General features: G+C 67.9%; 20 protein-coding genes and 2 pseudogenes. 14 read left to right on the top strand and 8 right to left on the bottom strand.

Features of this window, described 5'->3' with window-relative positions; all coding sequences use genetic code 11:
* Positions 1–49: 49 nt before the first annotated feature.
* Positions 50–940 (bottom strand): TIGR03620 family F420-dependent LLM class oxidoreductase, encoded by an 891-nt coding sequence (locus ACIRA5_RS30740; RefSeq protein ID WP_403696046.1) that lies wholly within the window; start codon positions 938–940, stop codon positions 50–52.
* 132 nt (positions 941–1,072) lie between these two features.
* On the opposite strand from ACIRA5_RS30740, the gene ACIRA5_RS30735 reads away from it, so the two are divergent.
* The 4 genes from ACIRA5_RS30735 to ACIRA5_RS30720 all read left to right on the top strand — a co-directional run bounded on the left by ACIRA5_RS30735 (position 1,073) and on the right by ACIRA5_RS30720 (position 5,537).
* Positions 1,073–1,648, top strand: coding sequence for a TetR/AcrR family transcriptional regulator (locus ACIRA5_RS30735; RefSeq protein WP_403696044.1), 576 nt, complete (start codon positions 1,073–1,075; stop codon positions 1,646–1,648).
* 124 nt (positions 1,649–1,772) lie between these two features.
* The gene (locus tag ACIRA5_RS30730; protein ID WP_403696041.1) at positions 1,773–2,789 is read left to right on the top strand and encodes an NADP-dependent oxidoreductase; all 1,017 of its coding nucleotides are present in this window, start codon (positions 1,773–1,775) and stop codon (positions 2,787–2,789) included.
* Between the two features lie 480 nt (positions 2,790–3,269).
* The gene (locus ACIRA5_RS30725) at positions 3,270–3,968 is read left to right on the top strand and encodes an SDR family oxidoreductase (RefSeq protein ID WP_403696039.1); all 699 of its coding nucleotides are present in this window, start codon (positions 3,270–3,272) and stop codon (positions 3,966–3,968) included.
* A gap of 126 nt (positions 3,969–4,094) precedes the next feature.
* The gene (locus ACIRA5_RS30720) at positions 4,095–5,537 is read left to right on the top strand and encodes a DHA2 family efflux MFS transporter permease subunit (protein ID WP_403696037.1); all 1,443 of its coding nucleotides are present in this window, start codon (positions 4,095–4,097) and stop codon (positions 5,535–5,537) included.
* Between the two features lie 82 nt (positions 5,538–5,619).
* Here ACIRA5_RS30720 and ACIRA5_RS30715 read toward each other — a convergent pair whose 3' ends face one another.
* Entirely contained in the window at positions 5,620–6,498 is an 879-nt protein-coding gene (locus ACIRA5_RS30715) for an alpha/beta fold hydrolase (RefSeq protein ID WP_403696034.1), read from the bottom strand.
* Positions 6,499–6,563: 65 nt separating this feature from the next.
* Here ACIRA5_RS30715 and ACIRA5_RS30710 point away from each other — a divergent pair, with 65 nt between their 5' ends.
* Positions 6,564–7,169 carry a CGNR zinc finger domain-containing protein gene (locus tag ACIRA5_RS30710; RefSeq protein WP_403696030.1) on the top strand — a complete coding sequence of 202 codons (606 nt, stop codon included), beginning with the start codon at positions 6,564–6,566 and terminating at the stop codon, positions 7,167–7,169.
* A 42-nt stretch (positions 7,170–7,211) separates the two neighbouring features.
* Here ACIRA5_RS30710 and ACIRA5_RS30705 read toward each other — a convergent pair whose 3' ends face one another.
* The gene (locus ACIRA5_RS30705; protein ID WP_403696548.1) at positions 7,212–7,685 is read right to left on the bottom strand and encodes a winged helix-turn-helix transcriptional regulator; all 474 of its coding nucleotides are present in this window, start codon (positions 7,683–7,685) and stop codon (positions 7,212–7,214) included.
* Between the two features lie 277 nt (positions 7,686–7,962).
* Between ACIRA5_RS30705 and ACIRA5_RS30700 the strand changes: the two genes are divergently transcribed.
* Complete coding sequence (locus tag ACIRA5_RS30700; protein ID WP_403696027.1) at positions 7,963–8,976, top strand: NADP-dependent oxidoreductase; 1,014 nt, start codon at positions 7,963–7,965, stop codon at positions 8,974–8,976.
* A gap of 171 nt (positions 8,977–9,147) precedes the next feature.
* Here ACIRA5_RS30700 and ACIRA5_RS30695 read toward each other — a convergent pair.
* The 3 genes and pseudogenes from ACIRA5_RS30695 to ACIRA5_RS30685 all read right to left on the bottom strand — a co-directional run.
* A pseudogene (locus tag ACIRA5_RS30695) lies at positions 9,148–9,258 on the bottom strand (integrase core domain-containing protein); the annotation flags it as partial.
* 58 nt (positions 9,259–9,316) lie between these two features.
* A pseudogene (locus ACIRA5_RS30690) lies at positions 9,317–10,001 on the bottom strand (aldehyde dehydrogenase family protein); the annotation flags it as partial.
* Between the two features lie 23 nt (positions 10,002–10,024).
* Positions 10,025–11,185 carry an iron-containing alcohol dehydrogenase gene (locus ACIRA5_RS30685; protein ID WP_403696025.1) on the bottom strand — a complete coding sequence of 387 codons (1,161 nt, stop codon included), beginning with the start codon at positions 11,183–11,185 and terminating at the stop codon, positions 10,025–10,027.
* A gap of 127 nt (positions 11,186–11,312) precedes the next feature.
* Here ACIRA5_RS30685 and ACIRA5_RS30680 point away from each other — a divergent pair, with 127 nt between their 5' ends.
* The 7 genes from ACIRA5_RS30680 to ACIRA5_RS30650 all read left to right on the top strand — a co-directional run bounded on the left by ACIRA5_RS30680 (position 11,313) and on the right by ACIRA5_RS30650 (position 20,718).
* Positions 11,313–12,272, top strand: a complete 960-nt coding sequence (locus ACIRA5_RS30680) for a LysR family transcriptional regulator (RefSeq protein ID WP_403696022.1) — start codon at positions 11,313–11,315, stop codon at positions 12,270–12,272.
* 550 nt (positions 12,273–12,822) lie between these two features.
* Positions 12,823–13,125, top strand: a complete 303-nt coding sequence (locus ACIRA5_RS30675) for a DUF485 domain-containing protein (protein WP_403696020.1) — start codon at positions 12,823–12,825, stop codon at positions 13,123–13,125.
* Positions 13,126–13,135: 10 nt separating this feature from the next.
* Entirely contained in the window at positions 13,136–14,773 is a 1,638-nt protein-coding gene (locus ACIRA5_RS30670; protein WP_403696017.1) for a transporter, read from the top strand.
* A gap of 338 nt (positions 14,774–15,111) precedes the next feature.
* Positions 15,112–16,023 (top strand): alpha/beta hydrolase, encoded by a 912-nt coding sequence (locus tag ACIRA5_RS30665; protein WP_143653848.1) that lies wholly within the window; start codon positions 15,112–15,114, stop codon positions 16,021–16,023.
* 183 nt (positions 16,024–16,206) lie between these two features.
* A complete protein-coding gene (locus tag ACIRA5_RS30660; protein ID WP_403696014.1) occupies positions 16,207–18,099 on the top strand; it encodes a propionyl-CoA synthetase in 1,893 nt (630 codons plus the stop codon).
* Between the two features lie 294 nt (positions 18,100–18,393).
* A complete protein-coding gene (locus tag ACIRA5_RS30655) occupies positions 18,394–19,461 on the top strand; it encodes an alkene reductase (RefSeq protein WP_403696011.1) in 1,068 nt (355 codons plus the stop codon).
* A gap of 684 nt (positions 19,462–20,145) precedes the next feature.
* Positions 20,146–20,718: a TetR/AcrR family transcriptional regulator gene (locus ACIRA5_RS30650; RefSeq protein ID WP_403696008.1), complete on the top strand. Its 573-nt coding sequence runs from the start codon at positions 20,146–20,148 to the stop codon at positions 20,716–20,718.
* Positions 20,719–21,149: 431 nt separating this feature from the next.
* On the opposite strand, the gene ACIRA5_RS30645 is transcribed toward ACIRA5_RS30650, so the two are convergent.
* Positions 21,150–21,986 carry an alpha/beta fold hydrolase gene (locus ACIRA5_RS30645; RefSeq protein ID WP_403696006.1) on the bottom strand — a complete coding sequence of 279 codons (837 nt, stop codon included), beginning with the start codon at positions 21,984–21,986 and terminating at the stop codon, positions 21,150–21,152.
* A gap of 280 nt (positions 21,987–22,266) precedes the next feature.
* Positions 22,267–23,166, bottom strand: a complete 900-nt coding sequence (locus ACIRA5_RS30640; protein ID WP_403696545.1) for an RICIN domain-containing protein — start codon at positions 23,164–23,166, stop codon at positions 22,267–22,269.
* Between the two features lie 49 nt (positions 23,167–23,215).
* On the opposite strand from ACIRA5_RS30640, the gene ACIRA5_RS30635 reads away from it, so the two are divergent.
* On the top strand, positions 23,216–23,566 hold the full coding sequence (locus ACIRA5_RS30635) for an alpha-L-rhamnosidase C-terminal domain-containing protein (protein ID WP_403696003.1): 351 nt from the start codon (positions 23,216–23,218) through the stop codon (positions 23,564–23,566).
* The last annotated feature ends 115 nt before the right edge of the window (positions 23,567–23,681 follow it).

The following is a 23,681-nucleotide window of genomic DNA, read 5'->3' as shown; positions in this document are numbered from 1 at the left end:
ACGGGCGCCGCGATCGTCACCGGGCGCGGCGCCGTGCACAAACCGCAGATCAGGCGTTGCCGCCCTGGGGCAGGAGTGCCTCGCCGAGCATGCGCCAGTACGGCATCGCGGACTCGCCCGGCTCGATCCCGATCACCTGCACCGCGACGTGATCGGCGCCGGCCTCGACATGGGCATGGAGCTTCTCGACGATGGTGTCCAGGTCACCCCAGAACACGAGGTCGTCGACGATGCGGTCGCCGCCACGGGCGATCTCCTCCTCCGAGTAGCCCAGTCGTCGGAACTTCGCGATGTTGTAGGGGGAGTTCAGATAGATGTGCAGGTGTTCCCGCGCGATCGCGCGGGCCTTGTCGGGGTCGGACTCGAACAGCACCGCGTGCTCGACCCCCAGGAACGAATCCGGCCCGAGGATCTCGCGGGCCTGCGCGGTATGCGCAACGTTGACGTGATAGGTCTGCGCGCCGGCAGTGCGTTCACGAGCCAACTCGAGCATTTTGGGCCCGTACGCGGCCATGATGCGGCGCATGGGAATCCTCGGCAAGGGGTTGGGCGTCTGGAGTGCGTCCATCTCGTCGAGGTACGCGGTCATGGCCGCCAAGGGCTTGGTCCCCGCCCCCTGCCCGCCGCCGAATCCCAGACCGAGCACGTGCCGGTCGGGGTAGGCGTCGGCCAGCAGCAGGGCGGCACCGTACGCCCACCGGGCTCCGCGTGACCAGATCTGCGCGATGCCGTTGATGATGCGCATCTGCTCCGTGCAGGAGAGCAGATAGCCCGCGTGCGTGAGTGCGTCACGCCCGAGGAGCTCGGGAATCCACAAGGCCCGCCAGCCCTGCTCCTCGAGTTCCTGAACCGATTCGCGTATCCGCGCTGCGGGCTGGACCTCGAAGTCGAAGGTGTAGACCCCGAACGTCCCGACATCCAGACCATCAATGCTGCCCATCGAACATCTCCTCACATAGTCAGCCGAGCGCAACGCGATATCGCGGGATGCCGACGGGATGCAACCACCCCGCGGACGCTGCACGCTGCCGACTGATTGCGGTAGACAGACCTTTCTGTTAACTTACACCGTATGAGCACCGTGTCCACGCAACGCCCCGCCCGGGAGCGCATTCTCGATACCGCTTGCGAGCTGTTCTACGCCCACGGCTTCCACGCCGTGGGGGTGGACCGGCTGATCGCCGAGTCGGAAGTTGCCAAGGCCACGCTGTACAAGCAGTTCCCCAGCAAGGACGACGTGGTCGCCGCTTACCTGCGGGAAATGGACGACAGGTGGCGGCGCCAGCTGCGCTCAGCGGCGCTCGCCGCCGGGGACGACCCACGCGAGCAGCTCTTCGGCCTCTTCGTCGCACTTGAGCACGCGGCGCGAGAGGGCACACTGGGCTGTGCGTTCATCAACGCTGCGGCAGAGTACGGCCCCGGTAGCACCCCGCACGCCATCACCGCCGAGCACAAGCGTGCCGTCCGCGCCTGGGTGCGCGACCTGGCCGCCGCAGCGGGCGCCACGGACCCCGACACACTCGCGTTCCAGCTCACGCTCCTCATCGACGGCACGCTGGCGGCGACGCGCGTCGAACGCGCCGACGCCGCCGCCGAGGCCGCCAAGCGCGCGGCGCGCGACCTGCTCGACGCAGCCTGCCCCCGATAGCCCCTGGAACCGGCCGTTCGCGGCTTGTTTCGGGACCTGTAGAGACAGACCTTTCTGTTCACTAGACAGACCTTTCTGTACGCCCATCAGAGCGCCATCTCCCCACCGAAGGGACTTGATTCACATGTCCGAGCAGACCCTGCCCACCACAGCACGCGCATGGCACCTGGACGCCCGTCCAGAGGGCTGGCCGACGGCATCCAACTTCTCGCTGCGCGAGGTGGACCTCCCCACTCCCGGCCCGGGGCAGCTCCTGATCGCCAACGAGTACCTCTCGGTCGACCCCTACATGCGGGGCCGGATGAGCGACAAGAAGTCCTACATCGAGCCGTACGACGTGGACGCGCCGATGGACGGTCCCGCGGTCGGCCGCGTCCTCGCGTCCAACGCCGAGGGCTTCGCGCCCGGCGACTATGTGGTGCACGTCCTCGGCTGGCGCGACTACGCGGTCCTCGACGCGACAACCGCCCAGAAGGTGGACCCCGATCTGGCGCCCCTCACCGCCTACCTGGGCATCCTCGGCGTCACCGGCCTCACCGCCTACATAGGACTGGAGCGGTTCGCGAAGATCAAGGAGGGCGACACGGTCTTCATCTCCGGCGCGGCAGGCGCCGTCGGTAGCATCGCCGGCCAGATCGCCAAACTGAAGGGCGCAGGCCGGGTGATCGGCAGCGCGGGCTCGGACGAGAAGGTCAAACTGCTCGTCGAGGAGTACGGCTACGACACGGCGTTCAACTACAAGAACGGGCCGGTCGCCGAGCAGCTGGCCCAGGCGGCGCCGAACGGCATCGACGTCTTCTTCGACAATGTCGGGGGCGAGCACCTGGAGGCGGCGATCGGCGCGCTCAAGCTGCACGCACGGATCGTCCTGAGCGGGATGGTCTCCCAGTACAACGACGAGAAGGTCGTGGGACCGCGCAACCTGTGGAACCTGTCCGTGACGCGTTCGGACATCCTGTCGTTCATGTTCAGCGAGGAGCTGGATCTCCAGCCGGACTTCGTACGCGAGGTCGGCGGCTGGCTCGCCGAAGGCAAGCTCCATTACCGCGAAACCGTGAGGGACGGCCTCGACAACACCCTGGACGCCTTCTTCGCGATGATGCGGGGCGAGAACGTCGGAAAGATGATCGTCAAGCTCTGAGTCCGCCTTCAGCGGACTGCGCCAGGGGCCTGCCGTGCGCACGGCAGGCCCCTGGCGCGTTGATCGCACCGCGTGCAGGCAGCGAACTTCAGGCCAGCGGTCGGCACGACTCCGGAACGTCGGGCAGGCGCAGCGTCCACCGCTCCCACTGCCACGCCTCGTAACAGCACCCGCCTGGGCAGCGCCTCTCTGACACACCGCCAGGCTCGCATACCCATCGGCCTTCGGCCGCCGCACGTGACGTCACCCCGGACGGTCCCAGGCCACGTCACAGACGCCATCGAACTCCGCGGCGGCACGGCACGTCTCTCCACCCCCCCCTCCACGCAGGGTGCTTGCGATCACCGACTCACACCGCTTAGAATTACGGTCATACTTCAATGCTCGTGAGTCCTCACTGCCGACGGCTCAGATCTCTCTTCCGTCCCGACCGCACACCTTGCGGCCGCCCGGGAACACCAACTTCACCAGGAACCCTCCATGGACCTCTCCACCAGCACTGCCCTTGTCACCGGAGCCAACCGGGGCTTCGGCCGGGCCCTCGCCGCCGAACTGCTCAGCCGCGGCGCCACCGTCTACGCCGGCGCCCGCAACCCCGACCAGGTCGACCTGCCCGGCGCCAAGCCCATCGCGCTCGACATCACCGACCCCGCCTCCGTCGCGGCAGCCGTCGAGGCCACAGGTGATGTGACCGTCCTGATCAACAACGCGGGATCGGCCACCGGCGCCGACCTGCTCGCAGCCGACCTGGACGACATCCGGCTGGAGATGGACACCCACTACTTCGGCACCCTCTCTATGGCCCGGAGCTTCGCACCGCAGATCGCGGCCAACGGCGGCGGGGCGATCCTCAACGTCCTGTCGGGCCTGTCCTGGGTCAGCTTCCCGGAGATCGGCGCCTACTGCGCCGCCAAGTCCGCGCAGTGGTCGCTCACCAACGCCCTGCGCGTGCAACTCGCCGGCCAGGGCATCCGAGTGGCCGGACTGCATGTCGGCTACATGGACACCGACATGGTCCGGGACGTCGACGCGGCCAAGTCGGACCCTGCCGACATCGCCCGGATCGCCGTCGACGGCATCGCCGTCGGCGCCTACGAGATCCTCGCGGACAACGCCTCCCGCCAGGCTCAGGCCGCGCTCTCCGGGGGCGTCTCCGTGCTATATCCGCAGCTCCCCTGAGCGTCGGTCCGCCCAGGAATCCGCGCGAGCCGATGCGTACCCGTGCCCGGTGTCGACGCCGCGCCGCCGCGCCCCGGCATTCACACCCCTTGATCAATCGCCAGGCACGTCCGCCAAGGGAACGTCATGACACAGCACCGCAAGCAACCGGCCCGGCGCAGCAGCGCCGTCTGGGCCGTGGCCATCACCAGCATGGCCGGATTCATCACCGCCCTCGACAACCTGATCGTCACCACCGCCCTCCCCTCCATCCGCAAGGACCTCGGCGGCGGCCTCGAAGACCTCGAATGGACGGTGAGCGCCTACACCCTCACCTTCGCGGTCCTGCTCATGTTCGGCGCTTCCCTCGGCGACCGCTTCGGCCGCCGAAGACTGTTCGCCATCGGGCTCACGATCTTCACCGCGGCCTCAGCCGCGGCCGCACTCGCCCCCGGGATGGGTGAACTGATCGCCGCCCGTGCGGCGCAGGGCGTCGGGGCCGCGATCGTGACGCCATTGACGCTCACCCTGCTGGCGGCGGCCGTCCCCGCCGAACGGCGCGGCGTTGCCTTCGGCGTCTGGGGGGCGGCCAGCGGCATCGCCGTCGCCACCGGACCGCTCATCGGCGGCACACTCACCGAGCACCTCTCGTGGCAGTGGATCTTCTGGGTGAACGTCCCCCTCGGTCTGGCGCTGATCCCGCTGGCCCTGTTGCGGCTGGACGAGAGCCACGGCCCGAACCCGAGCCTCGACCTTGCCGGCACGGCCCTGGTCAGCGGCGGTCTGTTCGGCATCGTCTACGCCCTGGTGCGCGGCAACGCCGACGGCTGGACCAGTACCCCGGTGCTGGGCGGCTTCTTCGCGGGTACGGCCCTGCTCGTCGGCTTCGTCCTCTACGAACTGCGCGCCAAGCACCCGATGCTGCCGATGCGTCTCTTCCGCCACCGCTCCTTCAGCGCCATCAACGCAGCGAGCCTGCTGATGTTCCTGGGGATGTTCGGGTCGATCTTCTTGCTCAGCCAGTACCTGCAGACCGTCGGCGGCTACTCACCGATGGAAGCCGGCGTGCGCATGCTGCCCTGGACCGCCATGCCGATGATCGCCGGACCGCTGGCCGGGGCACTGTCCGACCGCATCGGCGGCGCTCCCGTCGTCACCGTCGGCATGGCCCTCAACGCGGTGGGCCTCGGACTCTGGGCGCTGGCCGTCAAGCCACAGGTGTCGTACACCGCTCTGCTGCCGGCACTGATCGTCTGCGGCATCGGCATGGGCATGTTCTTCGCCCCCAGCGCCAACCTCGTCATGAGCACGGTCCGCCCGGAGGAGCAAGGCATCGCCTCCGGCGCCAACAACGCGATCCGCGAGGTCGGTGGCGCCATCGGTGTCGCGTCGCTGGCGGCGGTCTTCTCCGCCCAGGGCGGCTACGGGTCCGCCTCGCTGTTCGTCGACGGGCTGAGGCCCGCGCTCTGGGTCGGAGCCAGCGCCGTCGCCCTGGCTGCGGCCCTGGCGTTGCTGATGGCCCGACAGCGTAAGGCCGACGGCCCGGCTGCCGGCATTGCTGTGGGGGATGCTCCGGTCGCCGCGATCTGAGGCCCGCGCCGAGGGGGCGGCCCCGCCAGTACGGCTGGGCCGCCCCCTCGGACTGTCCAGCCTGGTTCGCCGTGCGGGGACATCACAGTGTGGTCGGCGTCCCGCCGGCCAGGAAGGGCCGCAGATGTGCCAGCATCACCTCCGGTTGCTCCTCCGGGATGAAGTGGCCGCAGTCCGGGATCTCGGCACCGGTGACGTCAACCGCGTACTCACGCCAGATCTCCAGCGTCGGCAGGCGGGAGGGCAGCCCGACGGAACCCCACAGCGCCAGGACCGGCATGGTGAGGCGACGGCCCTCGGCGGCGTCGATGTCGTCGAGGGCGACGTCCTGCTCCATGGCCCGGTAGTCGTCGAAACTCGCCCGCATGGCACCCGGGCGGGAGAACGCGCGGACGTAGCCGTCGACCGCTTCGGGGGTCAGCCCGTGGCGGTTGTAGGTCCAGTGCTCGAAGAAGTACTCGAGATAGCCGCGGATGTCACGTCCCACGAGGCGCTCGGGCAGATCGGGTTGCATCTGGAACAGCCAGTGCCAGTACCCGGAGGCGAGCGAGGCGTCCAGTCGGCGGAACATCTCCCGGGTCGGCACGATGTCGAGCACGGCCAGCCGTTCCACCTGCTCGGGACGGTCCAGCGCCCAGCGATGTCCCACACGGGCGCCGCGGTCGTGGCCCACGACTGCGGCACTCTCAAAGCCGAGCGCCTCGACGAGGCCGGCCATGTCGGCGGCCATGCGCCGCTTGTCGTACCCGGATGCGGGCTTGTCGCTCAGGCCGTAGCCACGCAGGTCGGGCGCCACGACGGTGTGGTCGGCGGCGAGATCCGCCAGCACCGGCCGCCAGCAATCGGAGGTCTGCGGCCAGCCGTGGAGAAGGACGAGCAGCGGGCCGGATCCGGCTCGGACGTAGTGCAGGCGGACCCCGTCCACCTGGGTCACTCCGGTCGTCACAGTCGGCTGTCCCATGGCTGCGCCTCCTCATGCACGAACTAACCCTCTTAGAGGGTTAAGCTAACGTGCAGAATGGAGGCGTGGCAACGGACGACATGTGGATCTGGGACGGCGGGCGGGTCTGCCTGGACTTCGCCAACACCCTGCGCCGCCGGTGGCGGGCCACGCCGGAGGAGACTCTCCGGAATCCGGTCGACCTGGTCCTGTGGCTTCAGGAGGCAGGCCTGCTCGCACCAGGTGCCCCGGACCCCGCCACTGCCGCCGTGCTGGCGTCGGGCCGACGGCTGCGTGAGACGGTCGACCGGGCCGTACTTGCGGTTGCAGACGGCCGGTTGCCCGCATCCGGCGACGTCACGCTGCTCAACCGATCGGCAGCGGAGGCACCTCGACCGGCCCTGCAGATCGCCATCACAGACGGACGCCTGGAGCCCGCCGGCACCACGAGTCTCGCCGCCGACGCCACAGCCGCACTGGCACTCGTCGCCCAGGACGCCGTCGACCTGCTGCTGTCCGCCGAGATCCGCCGCGTACGCATCTGCGGCGCGGACACGTGCGCCCTGCGCTTCCTGGACCGCTCCCCCGCCCACAACCGCCGCTGGTGCTCCATGTCACGCTGCGGCAACCGCACCAAGGTCCGCCTCCACCAGGCGCGAGCCAGACGGAGCGAGCACACCGCGGAGAGTTGACGGAGGAGTTCGCGCCGATCGCCTGGCGCAAGCGCGCTCAGCTCACTGGGCCGGCCTCATACGAAAAGCGGGGCCCGGGACGCTCTCGATGTCTTCCGACTGCACAGGGTGGCCTTGTTCGCAGCGAATCTGGACATTGACGTGCGCACCGCACGTGCGGTGTCGCGACAGTACGGCCGGCCCCTCCGGGTCGGCACGGTACCGGTCACCCCACTGCAGGAGCCCCATCACGGCCGGGACCAGATCCATGCCTTTGGGGGTGATCACATACCTAGGCCGACTCCGCGCCCCCGGCTCCTTGTAGGTCTCGGTGGCCAGGATCCCTTCCTCCACGAGCATCCGGAGCCGCGTCGCGAGGAGGTTGCGAGGACAGCCGAGGACGCGTTCGAAGTCACTGAAGCGGGACGAGCCGTACCAGACCTCGCGGAGGATCAAGATCGTCCACTTCTCCCCCACAACCTCAAGGGTCCGCGCGATCGAGCAGTTCGACGTGTCCCGGTCGAGGCGGGGGTCCATACCGGTGTCCTGAAGAGCTTCGGTCCACGCATCCATGGGGGTGATTCTAACCGCATCTGAGTTTACTTTTCTATACTTAACCATTAGCGTCATGACCGTCCGAGGGACAGCACTCCTTCGTCCGGGGCGCGGGACTCGTACCCGAGGCCCCCAGGCCATTCAGCAGATGAGCCAGCGGCTCCGCCGACGCCTCGGCACCAGAGCAGAAGAACTGCCCGAACCATCACATCGACCACCAAGAAACCCACCGCGAAGATCACGCAGAAGGGCAGCCGACATGAAGGCATTCGTCGTCGAGAAGTACGGCAAGGACGGCGCACGCGCCGCACAGGTACCCGAACCCGCTGTCGGGGACCGCGACGTCCTGGTCAGAGTGAGCGCCGCCAGCATCAACCCGCTGGACAAGATGGTCCGCAACGGGGAGTTCAAGCAACTCCTGAAGTACAAGCCTCCGTTCGTGCTCGGCCACGACCTGGCCGGCGTCGTGACACGGGTCGGCTCCGCCGTACGCGGCTTCGAGGTCGGTGACGAGGTCTACGCCCGTCCGCGCGACCTGCGGGTAGGTGGCTTCGCGGAGTTCATCGCGATCGACCAGGACGATGTCGCGCCCAAGCCGGCCTCACTCACCCTCGAAGAGGCAGCCGCGGTGCCGCTGGTGGCCTTGGCCGCCTGGCAGATCCTCGTCGACCGTGCTCGCGTGAAGCCGGGGCAGAAGGTGCTCATCCACGCCGGTGCCGGTGGCCTCGGGTCGACGGTCATCCAGCTCGCCAAGCACCTCGGCGCCACGGTGGCGACGACGACGGACACCGACACCGAGAAGTTGGTCAGAAGCCTCGGCGCCGACGTCGTCGTCGACTACACCAAGGAAGACTTCTCGAAGGTGCTGTCCGGCTACGACCTGGTGCTGGACTCCCTGGGCGGAGCGAACCTCGAGAAGTCTCTGACGGTGTTGAAGCCCGGAGGCCTGGCCATCGGAGTCGTCGGCCCGCCGGACGCCGGGTTCGCCAAGCAGCTCGGCGCCCCCTCGTTCATGGGCGTGGTCATGAACACACTCAGTCGCAAGGTGCGCAAGCAGGCCAAGGCGCTTGGCGTGCGCTACCAGTTCTTCTTCATGCAGGCCAACGGCTCCCAGCTGCGCAAGCTCAGTGCCCTCTACGACAGCGGGAAGCTACGCCCGGTCATCGACAGGACCTTCCCGTTCGACCAGACGCTTGAGGCGATGGCGTACGTGGAGCAGGGCCGCACCAAGGCCGGCAAGGTCGTGGTCTCGATGGTGCCCGACAGGGACTGAGATCCGGGCTGTAGCAGGCCTTCCGCCCGGCGCGGTCAACGGAGGAGGCGACGACGCCGTCGGCGATCCAATGGCGACCACTTTCGTGGAGGGCCCCGCCTATGGATTTCACCGCGTGGCCGACCCGGAGAGCGCAAGCCAGTTCAGATGTCACTCGATCGTGCGGCAGACCCGTTCGTCGTTGCTGGTGTAGGGCCGCAGGTAGGCCCACTCTTCGAGCAGGGTGCGGTTGAAGCGTTCGACCTTGCCGTTGGTCTGCGGGCGGTAGGCACGAGTCAGCTTTCCGATGGCGCCGCTCTCGGCCAGGGCCTGTTTCCAGGCCAGGCCCTTGCGGTAGGCCCACCGCCTCGACATCTTCGTGCGCGAGGAGGGCGTCCACGGCGGTCTTGTCGCCGTGGACCACGTTGAACACGCCCTGCGGCAGCCCGGCTTCCGTGAGCAGCTCGGCGAGTTCGACGCCGAGTGTGGGGTCCTTCTCCGACGGCTTCATCACGAAGGTGTTTCCGCAAGCCAGGGCAACGGGGAACATCCACATCGGCACCATGGCGGGGAAGGTGAACGGCGAGATGCCGGCGACCACCCCGAGCGGCTCGCGCAGGGACACGGCGTCCACCTCGCGGGCGACGTTCTCCGAGAACTCCCCCTTTCAGCTGCTGCGGGATGCCGCACGCGAACTCGACGACCTCGAGCCCGCGCGTGACCTCGCCCCTGGCATCGGAGAGCACCTTGCCGCGCTCGGCCGTGATGCCCGAGGCGAGCCGGTCCGTGTCGCGTTCGACCAGGTCGCGGAACCGAAAGAGCGTACGAGCACGGATGTGGGGCGGGGTGAGGGACCAGGTCTCGAACGCCTCGGACACGGCCCGGACCGCGGCGTCCACGTCCTCGGCGGTCGCCAGCGCGACGAGGCCAGTCACCTGGCCGGTGGCGGGGTTGTAGACCTAGCTGCGGGTCTCGGCGCCGCGATCGTCGACGCGGCCGTCGATGTAGTGGTTGATGTGCGCCGGGGCGGCGGCTGTCGTGGTCATCAGGGTTCCTTGCTCGCCGAGTGTCAGGCGTAGATCTTCGCGTAGAGATCCCGGATCTCCTCCGCGGTGGGTACGACAGGGTTGTTGGCGGGGGATCCGGACGCGAGTGCCTGCTGTGCCATGAGAGGCGACAGGCGGAACCACTCTGCCTTGTCGATGCCGTGGGCCTGAGGAGTGGGCACCTCCAGGTCCTGGCACAGGATGCGGAGTGCCGCCACGAACTTCTCAGCGGCCATCGCGTCGGTGTCGCCGTCGGTGGCGGCTCCGAGTGCACGTGCGCAGTCGGCGTACCGGCTCTCGGCGGCGTGCACGGAGAACGCCGTCACCTCAGGGAAGAGCATCGCGTTCGAGAGACCGTGGGCGACGTGGAAGTGAGCGCCGATGGGTCGGCTCATGCCGTGCACGAGCGCCACGCTGGAGTTGGAGAAGGCGATGCCGGCCTGGGTCGCGGCGAGCATCATCGCCTCGCGAGCCTCCACGTCTTTCCCGTCGGCGTAGACACGGCGGAGGTGCTGGCCGATGGTCCGGATCGCGTCCAGCGCGAGGCCGTCGGAGAACGGATTGGCCTTGCGGCTCACGTACGCCTCCACGGCGTGAGTGAGCGCGTCGACGCCGGTGTCGGCGGTCAGCCGGGACGGCATCGACAGGGTCAGTTCGAAGTCGACGACGGCGGCGACCGGCAGGAACGCGGGCCCCGTGCAGAGCATCTTCTCGTCCGTGTGGCTGTCGGTGATGATGGTGAACTGGGTGGCCTCCGAGCCGCTGCCCGCGGTCGTCGGGACCGCGATCACCGGAAGCGCCGGGCCGAGGTTGGTGCGCGGGGCCTTGTAGTCCCGCATCTGCCCGCCCTGGACGCCCAGCAGCCCGAGGGCCTTGGCGGTGTCCATCGGGCTGCCGCCGCCGAATCCGATCACCGAGTCCGCCTGGTGCTCCCGCAGCACGGCCAGGCCCGCGCCGAGCGAGTCGGTCGTCGGATCCGGGACGGTGCCGGCGAACAGGCGCGGCTGCAGTCCGGCGTCCTTCAGCGTCGCCATCAGTCGTTCCGCCGCACCGGTTCCGGCGAGGAACGCGTCCGTCACCAGCAGGGGACGGCGCAGGCCCAGTCCCGTGATGACGTCGCCCAGTTCGCCGACGGCGCCGCGGCCGACGCGCAGGATCCGCGGGAGGGAAAGGCTGGCAACCATAGGGGCCCTTTCAGCGAGAACGGCGGGCATGTGGCGCCCACTGCCTTGAATATGCAGCTTCGCAATGTGTGCAATCAACCACCAATGGTGCACACCTGCTGTGCAGAAATGCAGATACGGTGGTGCCGTGCATTCCCGCTCGCCGGACGAGAGGCCCTCCCAGCCGCCGGTCGGCTCCCGTCGCCCCGTCGATCCGCGCACACTCCGCGCGGACGATCTGCGCTACCTGCTCGCGGTGTCCCGTACCGGGCGTCTGGTGACCGCCGCCGACGCACTCGGCGTGGATCACACCACCGTGTCACGCCGTATCGCCGCGTTGGAGAAGAGCATCGGCCTGCGCCTCATCGAGCGCGGCACGGAGGGATGGACGCTGACGGACATCGGAAGAGCCGTCTCGGAGAACGCGCGCACGATCGAGGAGGCCCTCAACCGCGTCGCCGACACCGTGGCGGGCCAGGACTCACCATCCCTGCACGGTACGGTGCGCGTCACCGCTCCCGACGGCTTCGGCACCGCCTTCGCCACGCCCGCCCTCGTGCGAGTGCGACGCCTGCACCCCCGGCTCCAGGTCGAACTCATCACCGCGACACGACAGCTCGCCCTGCGCCCGACCGGCTTCGATCTCGCTCTCGTCATCGGCGTTCCCTCGAGCAGCCACCTGGTGACCGAGCACCTCGCCGACTACACGTTGGGGCTCTACGCTTCCGACGACTACCTCACCCAGTACGGACGACCGGAGACAGTGGCCGAGCTGCGGGAGCACGCGCTCATCTTCTACATCGAGTCGATGTTGCAGGTCGGCGACCTCGACATCGAGCGCCACCTTCCGGGCATGACCCCGGCATTCTCCTCGACGAACGTCTTCGCCCAACTCGAAGCCACCCACCAGGGGGCCGGTATCGGCGTCCTGCCGGCTTTTCTGGCCCAGCGCACGCAGCTACGTCGGCTGCTCGCCGACGAGATCGACATCCGGCTTCCCCTCACCCTGGCCGTCCGCCGCGAGGCGGTGACGCACCCCGCCGTACGCGCCCTGTGGACCGCTCTGCGGCATGAGGTCGCCGAACGGTCCGCCGAACTGATCCCGTAATGAACACCGGGTTGGGCCACGCCCCGACTCCGCTGTACGTGCACGTACTCGGTCGGCTTCCGCATGCCGGAGTCTCGCTGCCACAGTGACTTACCGCACACATCTCACAGACTGTTGACAGGTCATCACAGAGTCCGTGATTCTCCTGATCACAACATGGCGCATCACGGCAACAGCGGCTTGTGAGTACGCGCACGCTATCGCGAGGTCCGGTTGGGGCTTCGCGGTCTGTGCCCAGCCTTCGTCCGCATTCATTCGCCAGGCCCCCGACACAGCACCCTGTGCATCGAGTGGCAACAGATGCCAGCAGCGCGTCCCGTGCTGCGTGTTGTACCTCAACTGGGGCACCCACACCCGTTGACCCTTGCTGATCATCGTTCATTCCCTCGTCGGCCGGATCACTGTCCCGACGCCGGAACGCTGCGCGCCGCGCCGTTCCCGTTCCCCACCCTCACTGCCCGGAGGTTCCGTGCACTCGCACTTCCCCTCGACTCCCCCTGGTCGCCAACCAGCGCCGCGCCCCACATACGATGCCGCGCGGCTGCAACGCATGGACAGCCTCCGCGAGAGCGCGCATCGTGCGCAGCGCGCCTTCCTTGTCGTCAACGCGGTTCCCTTCGCCGTCGGCATCACACTGTCCTGCTTCAGCGACGTTCCCGCGGTGCCGGTGTACGGGAAGCTCAATCTGGGCTTGGTGTGGGGCATCCTTCAGTGCGCACTCTTCGTTGCCACTGCCTGGTGGTACGAGAGTCGAAGTACGCGGTCGTCCGATCCCATCGAACAGTCCCTGACGTCCGGCATACTCCACACCGAGATATCGGGCGCTGCCTCCGTCAACGGGTCCCGGCGGTGAAGCGGTGACCATGGACATCCTGAGCTCGGGCGTGCTCGACCCCATCGGTTCGGCCGCGAGGCGCCCCGTGATCATTGCCTTCCTGGTCTTCATCGGAGTGTCTCTACTGTGGCTCTTCACGCTCGCCACGGCGGAGGAGGAGAACCCGGAAGGGCTCTATGTCGCCGCCCGGTCCCTCTCCCCGGTCTTCAACGGATTCGCCATGGCGGGCGAACAGATCTCGGTCGTCACCCTGTTGGCGGTCTCCGGGGGTATCGCCCTGTTCGGATACGACGGATTCACGTACGCCCTCGACGGTCTGATCATGCTCGGTGTGCTGCTGCTCCTCGCGCAGAAGATACGCAACAGCGGTCGCTACACGCTCGGCGACCTCTTCTCGTTGCGAGCGTCGGGTTCGGGGCCCCGAATCGCCGCGACCGCGGTGACGCTGGCCATCACGATTCCCCTCCTCATCATCCAACTGCGTGTCGCCGGCAGCAGTGCGGCCCTCCTGATCGGCATATCGACCGATGGGGCCCAGGTGGTGTGCACGATACTGATGGGCTGTCTCGTCGCCTGCTTCGCCGCGGTGGCGGGCCTGAGGGGCAACAGTTTCATGCACGTCGCCAAGGTACCGATCACCTTGGTGACACTTGCGGTGATCACACTGCTGGCCCTCAGGAAATTCGACTGGGATCCCGGAGCTCTGCTCTCGACCGCCGTGGACAAAAGCATGGCGCCGGACGACTATCTGAGGCCGGGGTTCTGGCCGTACACGGCGAGCCTCGGGTCACTCAACACATTCGGCAATCACATAGTCTTCATCCTCGGTACGGCCGTGATGCCTCACCAGCTCCTACGGATAGGCGCGTCCCGCACCGGGCGCGCGGCACGGCGATCCATGAGTATCGCCACGGGACTGGTCGGCGCCTTCGTCCTGCTCCTGATCACCACCGGCTTCGCATCAGCGGCCGTAGTGGGCGCGACCGGCATCGGCGCGGTCGACGCCACTGGGCAGTCGTCCCCGATCCAGCTGGCCTCGGACGTACTTCGTGACGGCTCGACAGGACGCGTCGTGCTCATCACCGTCATGGCGTGCGTCGTCTTCCTCACCGTACTCACCACCGTGACCAGTGTGACGTTCGCCGCCGCCGTGTCCTTCGCACACGACGTGTTCGCGCGAGGCAAGCGCCGACGCACCGAGACGGGAGAGATACGGGCACTGCGCGTCGCCGCCGTCATCGTGTGCGCGGTGGGCCTGTCACTGGCCGCTGCAATCCACCGGTATCCGACCGACTTCCTGGTCGCTTTCTCGATCAGCGTTGCGGCTTCATGCGTTTTCCCCGCGTTGATCTACTCGTTCCTCTGGCACCGGTTCAACCGCAGAGGACTGCTGTGGTCCGTCTACGGGGGGCTACTGCTCTGCACCGTCCTCACGGTCTTCTCGCCCATCGTTTCGGGAACCGCGTTCGCGCTGTGGCCGGAGGCGAGTTTCGACTGGTATCCGTTCCAGACTCCGGGCCTGGTGTCCGTGCCCGCGGCGTTCGTCCTCGGGTGGCTCGGCAGCGTTACCTCGCCCGCAGAGTCCGAACTCGATTTTCGGCGCATGCAGCACAGAATCCTGACGGGACAGACAGCCGGACCTCAGGCCACTGATCCGCGACGGTAGAGGTAAATGGACTGCCGGAGGACCCGGTGTTGTCCTCGTCAGCACCGGAGGCCGCTTTGCCCCCGTCCGCCCCTCGTCTGCATGCTCCTGAACGCTGACGCCGCCTCACATCGGACCCGCAGTGTTCCCTTCGACCGACTCCGGCCTTGTTGATCAAGGTCAGGAGTGATCCACGCAGGAGCGGCGTGGCCGACGTGCTTCGGTCCATATATCCATGGGGTGATTCCAACCTCATCTGAGTTTACTTTCCTATACTCAGCCAGTAGCGTCATGGCCACCACACCCACCCGGCCGCACACAACAAGCGGACCGGCACCGACCCGTGAAGGAGCGCCACCATGGGAGCAAGCCCAGAGGCCCAGCAGTTCGCGCAGTTCCTCGAGAGCGTGAGCGCGAAGTCGTCGACACCGGGCCTCGACCTGGCCGTCATCCGCGACATCGTCGAGACGAACCACCGGGCCTCGACCGAACCAGAAGGCGTCACCTACGCCGAAGTCGACGCGAACGGCGTGCCCGCCCTCTGGTGCATCCCCGAGAACGCCCACCCCGACCGCGCACTCCTCCACTTCCACTTCGGCGGGTCGGTCACCGCCTCCATGCACTCGGACCGCAAGGCCGCCGGCCACATTGCCAAGGCGGCCGGCGCCCGCTCCCTCGTCGTCGACTTCCGCCTGGCGCCCGAACACCCCCACCCGGCACAGCTCGACGATGCCGAGACCGCCTACCGATGGCTGCTCTCCCAGGGCTATGAGCCGCGGAACATCGGCAGCACGGGCCACTCGATCGGCGGCACCCTCGCCGTGATGCTGCCGCTGCGCCTCCTCGCCAAGGGCGAGGCCACCCCTGGTGCGATCGTCAGCGTCTCGCCGTGGACCGACCTCACCATCCAGCACCCGGCGGTCGACGAGAACGAGGACAACGACAAGATGCTCAGTCGCGCCACCCTCGAACTCTTCCGGGGAGCCTGGCTACAGGATCCCGCGGTGGACTTCGCCGCCCCCGAGATCAGCATCGCGAACGCCGATCTGACGGGCCTGCCGCCCACGATCGTCTACTACGGCGAGTACGAGACCCTCGCCGACGACGGCGCCGAGCTCGGCCGTCGGCTCGCGGACTTCAAGGTCACCTCCCAGGTCCACTCACTGCCCGAAGGACAGCACTCGTTCGTCCTGGGCGCGGGGCGCGTGCCCGAGGTGAACCAGGCGATCGGACAGATGGGCCAGTGGCTCCGCCGGCATCTCGGCGCGTGAGCAGAACCTGAACCTGGCGACGGGGCCTGCCGGCCGGGCCCGCTGCACCACGGCGATGCCGGTGACCACGCCGTTGGTCTCCGGCATCCTGCTCGACCATGTCGGCGGCATACGGTACTTGTGCCCGACACCGTTCAGCACGCTGCCACACCCCTGCCCCTCGATGCCACGAAGGAGTGCGCGATGGGAACGTACGAGGACGTCTTCCGCGCCAGTACCGAAGACCCGGAGAGCTTCTGGCTGAAGGCGGCCGAGGGCATCGACTGGGATGTCACTCCGCGACGCGCCCTGGACTCATCGGGCGCACCCTTCTACCGCTGGTTTCCCGACGGGCGGCTCAACGTCTGTTTCAACGCGCTCGACCGGCACGTCGAAGCCGGCCGCGGCGAACAGCCCGCACTCATCCACGACTCACCCGTGACCGGCACCCGGCGCACCTACACCTACGCACAGCTGAGAAACGAGGTGGCGGCGTTCGCCGGAGCACTCGTCCAGCTCGGCGTGGAGCATGGCGACCGTGTGGTCATCTACATGCCGATGGTCCCCGAGGCCGCGATCGCGATGCTGGCTTGCGCACGCATCGGCGCTGTCCACTCGGTCGTCTTCGGGGGGTTCGCCCCGCACGAGCTCGCCCTCCGCATCGACGACGCGGCCCCCAAAGTGGTCGTCTCCGCATCCTGCGGCATCGAGGGTAAGCGCGTGATCCCGTACAAGCCGCTCCTCGACCGGGCGATCGAACTCGCCGTCCACAAGCCGCAGAAGAGCGTGATCCTGCAACGCCCGCAGGAGCAGGCCGAGTTGGGGCCAGGCGATCTCGACTGGGCGGACCTGGTCGCAGCCGCACCGCCGGCCGACTGCGTTCCCGTCCCCGCCACCGATCCGCTCTACATCCTCTACACCTCCGGAACGACCGGAAAGCCCAAGGGAGTCGTGCGTGACTGTGGCGGCTACGCGGTCGCCCTCCACTGGTCGATGGGCGCCGTCTACGACGTGGGCCCGGGCGAGACGATGTTCACCGGCTCCGACGTCGGCTGGGTCGTGGGGCACTCGTACATCGTCTACGCACCCCTGCTGGTCGGCGCCACGACGGTCCTCTACGAAGGCAAGCCGGTGGGCACCCCGGACGCGGGCCAGTTCTGGCGCGTTGCCGCCGAGTACCGGGTCAAGACCATGTTCACGGCACCCACCGCCTTCCGGGCCATCCGCAAGGAGGACCCGCGGGGAACGCTCACCGCGGGCTACGACCTGACCGGCCTGCGCCACCTCTTTCTCGCCGGCGAGCGACTCGACCCCGAGACCTATCACTGGGCGAGCGAGCTTCTGGGCATCCCGGTAATCGACCACTGGTGGCAGACCGAGACCGGCTGGCCCATCGTCGCCAACCCGGTGGGCATCGAGGCGGCTCCCCTCAAGCCCGGGTCCCCAACCCGCCCACTGCCGGGATGGGACGTCCGCGTCCTCGACGCGTCGGGCAAGCCGGTGCTCGCGGGCGTCGACGGCGCGATCGTCGTGAAGCTCCCGCTGCCGCCCGGCGCACTGCCCACGCTCTGGAAGGACGACGACCGCTACGTCGCCTCCTACCTGTCCGCCTTCGCCGGCTACTACCTGACCGGCGACAGCGGCCACATCGACGACGACGGCTATGTCTTCGTCATGGGCCGCACCGACGACGTCATCAACGTCGCCGGACACCGGCTGTCCACCGGCAGCATGGAAGAGGCTCTGGCCGCCCATCCCGACGTCGCCGAATGCGCCGTCATCGGTGTCGCCGACGCCCTGAAGGGGCAGGTGCCGCGCGGCTTCGTCGTCCTGAAAGCCGACATCGACCGTGAACCGAGCGTGATCGAGGCCGAACTCGTCCAGCTCGTACGCGAGCGCATCGGCGCCGTCGCCTCGCTCAAGGACGTCTCGGTCGTAGCCGCCCTGCCCAAGACCCGCTCGGGAAAGATCCTGCGCAAGACGATGCGCGGTATCGCCGACGGCCACGACGAGCCCATCCCCTCCACGGTGGACGACCCCGGCGTCATCGAGGTCCTGCGCCCCGTACTCCGCCGCAGCCCCGATCACACCCCGTGAACGGCTGACTCGCGGCCTGACCGACGGCGGGCCAGCTGGTCCACCGGGGTGTCACTTCCCATCGGAGCGGGCCGCCACCCCGGACTACCTGGCCTTGCGACTGCTCGCACACTCACATGGTATTATGAGCGTAATTCCATGAGTGGCGCCGCCGTAACTCGGTCGGCAGGGGTCATGGCGGGTGCGCCATCGGGCTCGGAAACAGGAATGCCCGGTCACCCCGGTCGACCACGCCCACACGGTGCCTGCCTATGCCTCTCAGCGATCCATCACCCATCATCTGAGGAATCACCCATGCCCAACGTCCTGTGGAACCCGACCGTCGTCGGAGAGATCTCCCTGCCGCACCGGCTCGCCATGGCCCCCTTGACCCGCAGCCGGGCCACCCCGGACGGCGTGCCGACGGAGCTGAACGCCGAGTACTACGCCCAGCGCGCCTCGCACGCGCTCATCATCACCGAGGGCACCCAGCCTTCCGCCGACGGCCAGGGCTACCCGGTGACCCCGGGCATCTACACCGAGGAACACATCGCCGGCTGGCGCAAGGTCGCCGACGCCGTACACGGGGCCGACGGGCGCATCGTCATCCAGTTGATGCACGCCGGGCGCATCGCCCACCCGGACAACACGCCCCACCACCGGCAGCCGGTGGCTCCCTCCGCGGTCAAGCCGGCGGGCCAGACGTTCACCGCATCCGGGCTCCAGGAGATGCCGGTGCCGCGTGAGCTGTCCACCGAGGAGGTCGTCGCGACGGTCGACGACTTCCGGCGCGCCGCCGCCGCGGCCATCGCGGCCGGCGCCGACGGCGTCGAGATCCACGGAGCCAACGGCTACCTGGTCAACCAGTTCCTCTTCCCCAGCGCCAACCAGCGCACAGACCAGTACGGGGGCTCCCTCGACAACCGCATCCGTTTCGCGGTGGAGGTCGCCACGGCAGTGGCCGAGGAGATCGGCGCCGGCCGCACCGGCATCCGGATCTCTCCCGGCAACCCCTTCCAGCTCAACGACCTCGTGGAGAGCGACCCGCACGAGCTCTACCCGCACCTCCTGCGCGCCCTCGCCCCGCTCAACCTCGCCTACCTGCACATAGGACACGGCGGCGACGAGGAACTCCTCTTCACTCTCCGCAAGCTGTGGCCGACGACGCTGATCCTCAACCGGGCCGGTACCGACATCCCCACCCGTACCAAGGACATCGAGGACGGTCTGGCCGACGTCATCACCGTCGGCACCATGGCCCTCGCCAACCCCGACCTCGTCGAGCGCGTACGCGCCGGCGCACCCCTGAACACCCCCGACCCCAACACCTTCTACGGCGGCGGGGCAGAGGGATACACCGACTACCCCACCTACGAAGCCTGACGAAGGCCCCGGCGCCCGAGGGAACCACCGGCCTCGGGCGCCTCAACACAGCTGCGGCGCCCGGCGGCCCGAGGAGCCAGGGGCCGCCACCGACGTACGCCGCAGCCGTTTCGCCTCGTACCCGGCGTTTTACACAGAGGACGAAGGAGCCCGGCATCACCGCACAGACATCACCGACGCCTCACCTTCGAGAGCGAGGCACCGGGAAGAGCACCCAGCTGCTGGTGGCGTGGGTGAACACTCGGTCTTTCGCGTCGACCAACTACGCCTGAGCGAAGTCGCCTTGACGACCTTGCTGACAACCGCGCCCATGGCGCGCACCGTACCCGCGTCCACGGTGACCCGCCGCCGAGTCGAGCCGGGTGGCGGAGATGCCGACACGCACCTTGTCGATCGGGTCTCGGCCCCGAGGGCCCTGTGCTGGACGCCCCCCACACCGCCTGCGACGCTCCGGTCCACGTCGTCGTCGAGTACTCAGCCGAGCATCCCGCCCTCACGCCCGGGGAAGTCACCGCCTGGCTGCGACCTGGTGCTCACCTCCGGTCGTGGGCCATCGACCCCCAGTCCGTACGATCACGGATCAGCGGCCGAAATCACCTGTCGGGCATAATATTACGTATATCAGGCCATGGATTAGGCTTGAGTGCGAGGCAAAGGCCCTCAGGGAGCGAACGGAGGAAGCTCGTGGTGCGCTACACCAAGGAGCACAAGCTGGTGACGCGGCAAAGGATCATCGAGAAAGCCGGCCATCGGTTCAAGCAGGACGGCATCGACGGCTCGGGCATCTCCACGCTGATGTCGGATGCCGGGCTCACCAACGGAGCCTTCTACGCCCACTTCACGTCCAAAGACGACCTCGTCGCTCATGTCGTGACCGACGAACTGCGCTCACAGGCCGCGAAGTACGGCACCCTGCGGCCCGGCCGCCCGGGACTCGAAGACCTCATTCGCGAGTATCTGTCCCCTGACCACCGGGACCACCCCGGCCTCGGATGCCCCTCCGCCGCCCTGCTCGACGAGATCGGCCGCTGCGGGGACGGGACCAAGCAGGCCTACACCGACGGCGCGCGGGACATCGTGGATGAGATCGCCGCCCGTCTGGTACCTGAGGATCCGAAGTCCGCCCGGGGCACAGCCATCGGGCTTTTCACCATGCTGGTGGGGACGCTGCAACTGTCCCGCGCCCTCTCCGACCCGAAGTTCGCCGATGAGGTCCTTGAGCAGGGGATCGTGAACGCCCTCGCATTCATGAGGTGAGGGGGATACCCACGGCTGCCGCATGGAGTGACCGGGGGGGCAGCTCACCACCAGTACCACAATCATCACACATGGCAGCCCCCGAACCCCGGCCTGGTCATCGCGTTGCGTCGGGAGCGCGACCGGGCCGAACGATCGGCTTGCGAGGCAGGGACAAAACCGCCCACGCGGCGCGGCCCGTTCTTGCGTTGAGCACGCCTTCGCCCGGCTGGAGAGACTGGACGATTCCCCGTCGTTGCCGCCGACCGTCAACGACGGAGACGTCCACCACGCCAGTCATGGGTCCGCCTTCCCGCAGCGCCCCTCCATCGCCGAATCACCGGGAAGCAGGCGGGTCGGCAACTCCGAACGGGCACCTCAAGCCGCTCGGCCAAAGGGCGTCACGGCTTTGAGGCAACGTCCTCGACCCAGGCGACAACGGCGCTTCGCGCCTACTGCTGGTCGAGGAACTCGAGCGCCGTCTCCACGAACTGCCGGTGGAACTGGAAGATGCCGCCATGGCCGGCGTCCGGGTAGAGCACCAACTCGCCGTTTGGCACCCGCCGAGCCAGGTCGACCGAGTTCTGGGTCGGAACCATCCTGTCGTTCTCACCGTTCGCGACGAGCACAGGCTGATGGATGACGGAGAGATCGTGGCGCCGCTCCAGCCCCCAGCGGTGAATGGCCTTGAGCTGGTTGCTGTAAGAAATCGGGGAGATCGCCTTGTCCCGGTCGACGGTGCGCTCCTTCAGGCGGCCCAGGAACTCCTTCCCGGCCCGACGCCCATTGGCCGTGCGGGTGAAGAAGAGGAACTGCTTCGGATCCTGAAAGGTGAACAGTCCCCGGACGGTGTCAAGATGGGACAGCCGGGTCACGTTCTTGATCCCCTCGCCACCCGCGGGACCGGTACCGGTGAGGATCAGCTTGCGGACGAGGTCCGGTTCGGTCTGCGCGATCACCTGGGCGATCATGCCGCCCATCGAGAAGCCATGGAGATCGACATACTCGAGGCCGAGCGCCCGGATGAAGGTGACGGCATCCTTCGCCATCGCCTGGATGGTGCGCGGCGTCGAACCACTGGAAGCACCAACACCCCTGTTGTCGAAAGTGATGACCTTGCGCTTCGCGGCGATGCCATCGACAACCCTGGGATCCCAGTTGTCGAGCACTGCGGCGAGGTGGGTGAGAAAGACCACCGGGACGCCGGACTGGGGACCGAGTTCGCGGTAGGCGAAGGTCACTCCCCCGGCGATGATGGTGCGGGTCGGTGCGTTCTTGTACGACGTCACGACGTCGCCTCGTACTTCCTGTGAGTCAGTCACGGTCGTGCCCTTCGGCGTGAGGTTCCTGCCAAGGCACCAACCCCTTCTTCACGGAGGGGGAGGGCGTGGAGCAGTTACCTGCGTCTCCCGGCTGCGGCTGCAGTCTGCGGGGTCGACGGTCAAGGGCCGCGGGCGTCGGAACCCTGAGCGGTTGAGCCCCTCAGCGTCGAGTCGACGATTAAAGTATGACCGTAATTCCATGAGCTCGCAAGCCGATGCCCCGAACGAGCTGACGTCATCGCCGGAATCACGAATCGGCTCTCCTGGCTGTCAGACGACAAGCCACTGCTGGTTCGTGCCGGCGCTTGCACCTCGACTGGTCCAGGGCTGCCCCGTTGGCGGTCGATGCTCCGGCGACCTCGAGGCACTTGCCGCTGTTGACGTTGGCACAGGTGACGTAGCCGCCGATCACCGCCGCCTTCGTCCACAGTTGCTGTGAGGCTCCGGTGCACGTCGACTGGACGGCGACCGCACCGTCTGCGGTGGAGGCGCCGGAGATCTGGAGGCACTTGCCGCTCTTGACGTTGACCAGCTCATAGTTACTGCTGACGGCCGTCGCCACCCACAGTTGGTGGCCCCGGAGTTGCAGTTCCCCGAGTTCACGGCCGCGCCGTCCGCCGTGCTTGGGTACCAGACGTCCGCGCACTTGGTTCTGTTGCGGTTCAGCAGGTGGTTGTTCGCCGCTCCGAGTGGGCCGGCGCTGACGGGCCAGCCGCCGCCAGAAGGTGACCTGACGGATGCCGAGGGTCTCCTGCCCGGAGTTGTTGCCGTCGTAGTAGTGGTACGCGAGGAATTTCGACGAACCGTCGTCGTAGGCGTCCGCACCGCCGGCGGCCACCTTCGGGCAGGCGCCGGTGAGGACGGTGGTCCCGCCACCGGAGGCCATGTCCGTGCCGTTCTGGTCGAGGTACGGTCCCGTGATGCCGGCGGACCGCCCGACCACGGCGTAGTACGTGCTGTTGACTCCGTTGCAGCAGGTCTCCTTCGAGCCGAAGAGGTAGTAGTAGCCGCCGTTGAGGTTGATCGTCGGGTTCTCGATCCCAACGGCGATGCGCCAGCGGTTGTTGTCGCCCGTGGACAGCTTGCCGGTGGAGTAGTCCAGGACGTGCAAGTAGGCCCCGCTGCCTGTCCAGGAACCCCAGGAGATGTACAGGCGGCCGTCCGGCCCCCCGTCGACGTTGGGGTCGATCGGGTAGTTGACGTTCCTTCAACACAACGCCCTCGGCGCGGTCGCCCAGGGGCTGCACACCACAGTCGTGGAGCTGACGGCGGCCTCACCCGGCTATCGCGACATCGTTTTCCGTCCACGGCCAGGCGGCGGCATCACGTGGACCGGCGCCGCTCACGAATCCCCGTACGGCCGCGTGGCCATCAGGTGGGAGCTGCATGCCTCAGGCATCGAGGTGCACACGACGGTGCCCACCGGCACAAGAGCGCGGATCGAATGGCCCGATAGGGGCGTGACCACCGTGGCGGCGGGTTCTACCACGACCTGGCGACTGGAACGCCACACCGATCAGCCGACATCGCCCACCGGCCATCACTGAGCCGGGTGAGTGCACGACCGCAAGATCCGTGTCGGCGGGCCCGGTGATCGCCGTTCTCGGGCCCGCCGTCGACCTGAGCGGACCGCCCACCCCTCGGATTGCCCGTGCCCAGCAA

The sequence above is a fragment of the Streptomyces sp. NPDC096311 genome, assembly GCF_044763085.1.
GTDB lineage: Bacteria > Actinomycetota > Actinomycetes > Streptomycetales > Streptomycetaceae > Streptomyces.
The sequence above is the reverse complement of the archived record's forward strand: the minus strand, read 5'-3'. Positions and strand labels throughout refer to the sequence as shown.

What these genes read in the sequence shown, in the direction of transcription:
- ACIRA5_RS30705 (WP_403696548.1), bottom strand. Translation starts at nt 7,685, where the DNA reads ATGGACCCCCGCCTCGACCGGGACACGTCGAACTGCTCGATCGCGCGG.
- ACIRA5_RS30685 (WP_403696025.1), bottom strand. Translation starts at nt 11,185, where the DNA reads ATGGTTGCCAGCCTTTCCCTCCCGCGGATCCTGCGCGTCGGCCGCGGC.
- ACIRA5_RS30715 (WP_403696034.1), bottom strand. Translation starts at nt 6,498, where the DNA reads ATGGGACAGCCGACTGTGACGACCGGAGTGACCCAGGTGGACGGGGTC.
- ACIRA5_RS30730 (WP_403696041.1), top strand. Translation starts at nt 1,773, where the DNA reads ATGTCCGAGCAGACCCTGCCCACCACAGCACGCGCATGGCACCTGGAC.
- ACIRA5_RS30740 (WP_403696046.1), bottom strand. Translation starts at nt 940, where the DNA reads ATGGGCAGCATTGATGGTCTGGATGTCGGGACGTTCGGGGTCTACACC.
- ACIRA5_RS30670 (WP_403696017.1), top strand. Translation starts at nt 13,136, where the DNA reads ATGGACATCCTGAGCTCGGGCGTGCTCGACCCCATCGGTTCGGCCGCG.
- ACIRA5_RS30700 (WP_403696027.1), top strand. Translation starts at nt 7,963, where the DNA reads ATGAAGGCATTCGTCGTCGAGAAGTACGGCAAGGACGGCGCACGCGCC.
- ACIRA5_RS30735 (WP_403696044.1), top strand. Translation starts at nt 1,073, where the DNA reads ATGAGCACCGTGTCCACGCAACGCCCCGCCCGGGAGCGCATTCTCGAT.
- ACIRA5_RS30720 (WP_403696037.1), top strand. Translation starts at nt 4,095, where the DNA reads ATGACACAGCACCGCAAGCAACCGGCCCGGCGCAGCAGCGCCGTCTGG.
- ACIRA5_RS30660 (WP_403696014.1), top strand. Translation starts at nt 16,207, where the DNA reads ATGGGAACGTACGAGGACGTCTTCCGCGCCAGTACCGAAGACCCGGAG.
- ACIRA5_RS30665 (WP_143653848.1), top strand. Translation starts at nt 15,112, where the DNA reads ATGGGAGCAAGCCCAGAGGCCCAGCAGTTCGCGCAGTTCCTCGAGAGC.
- ACIRA5_RS30725 (WP_403696039.1), top strand. Translation starts at nt 3,270, where the DNA reads ATGGACCTCTCCACCAGCACTGCCCTTGTCACCGGAGCCAACCGGGGC.
- ACIRA5_RS30675 (WP_403696020.1), top strand. Translation starts at nt 12,823, where the DNA reads ATGGACAGCCTCCGCGAGAGCGCGCATCGTGCGCAGCGCGCCTTCCTT.
- ACIRA5_RS30655 (WP_403696011.1), top strand. Translation starts at nt 18,394, where the DNA reads ATGCCCAACGTCCTGTGGAACCCGACCGTCGTCGGAGAGATCTCCCTG.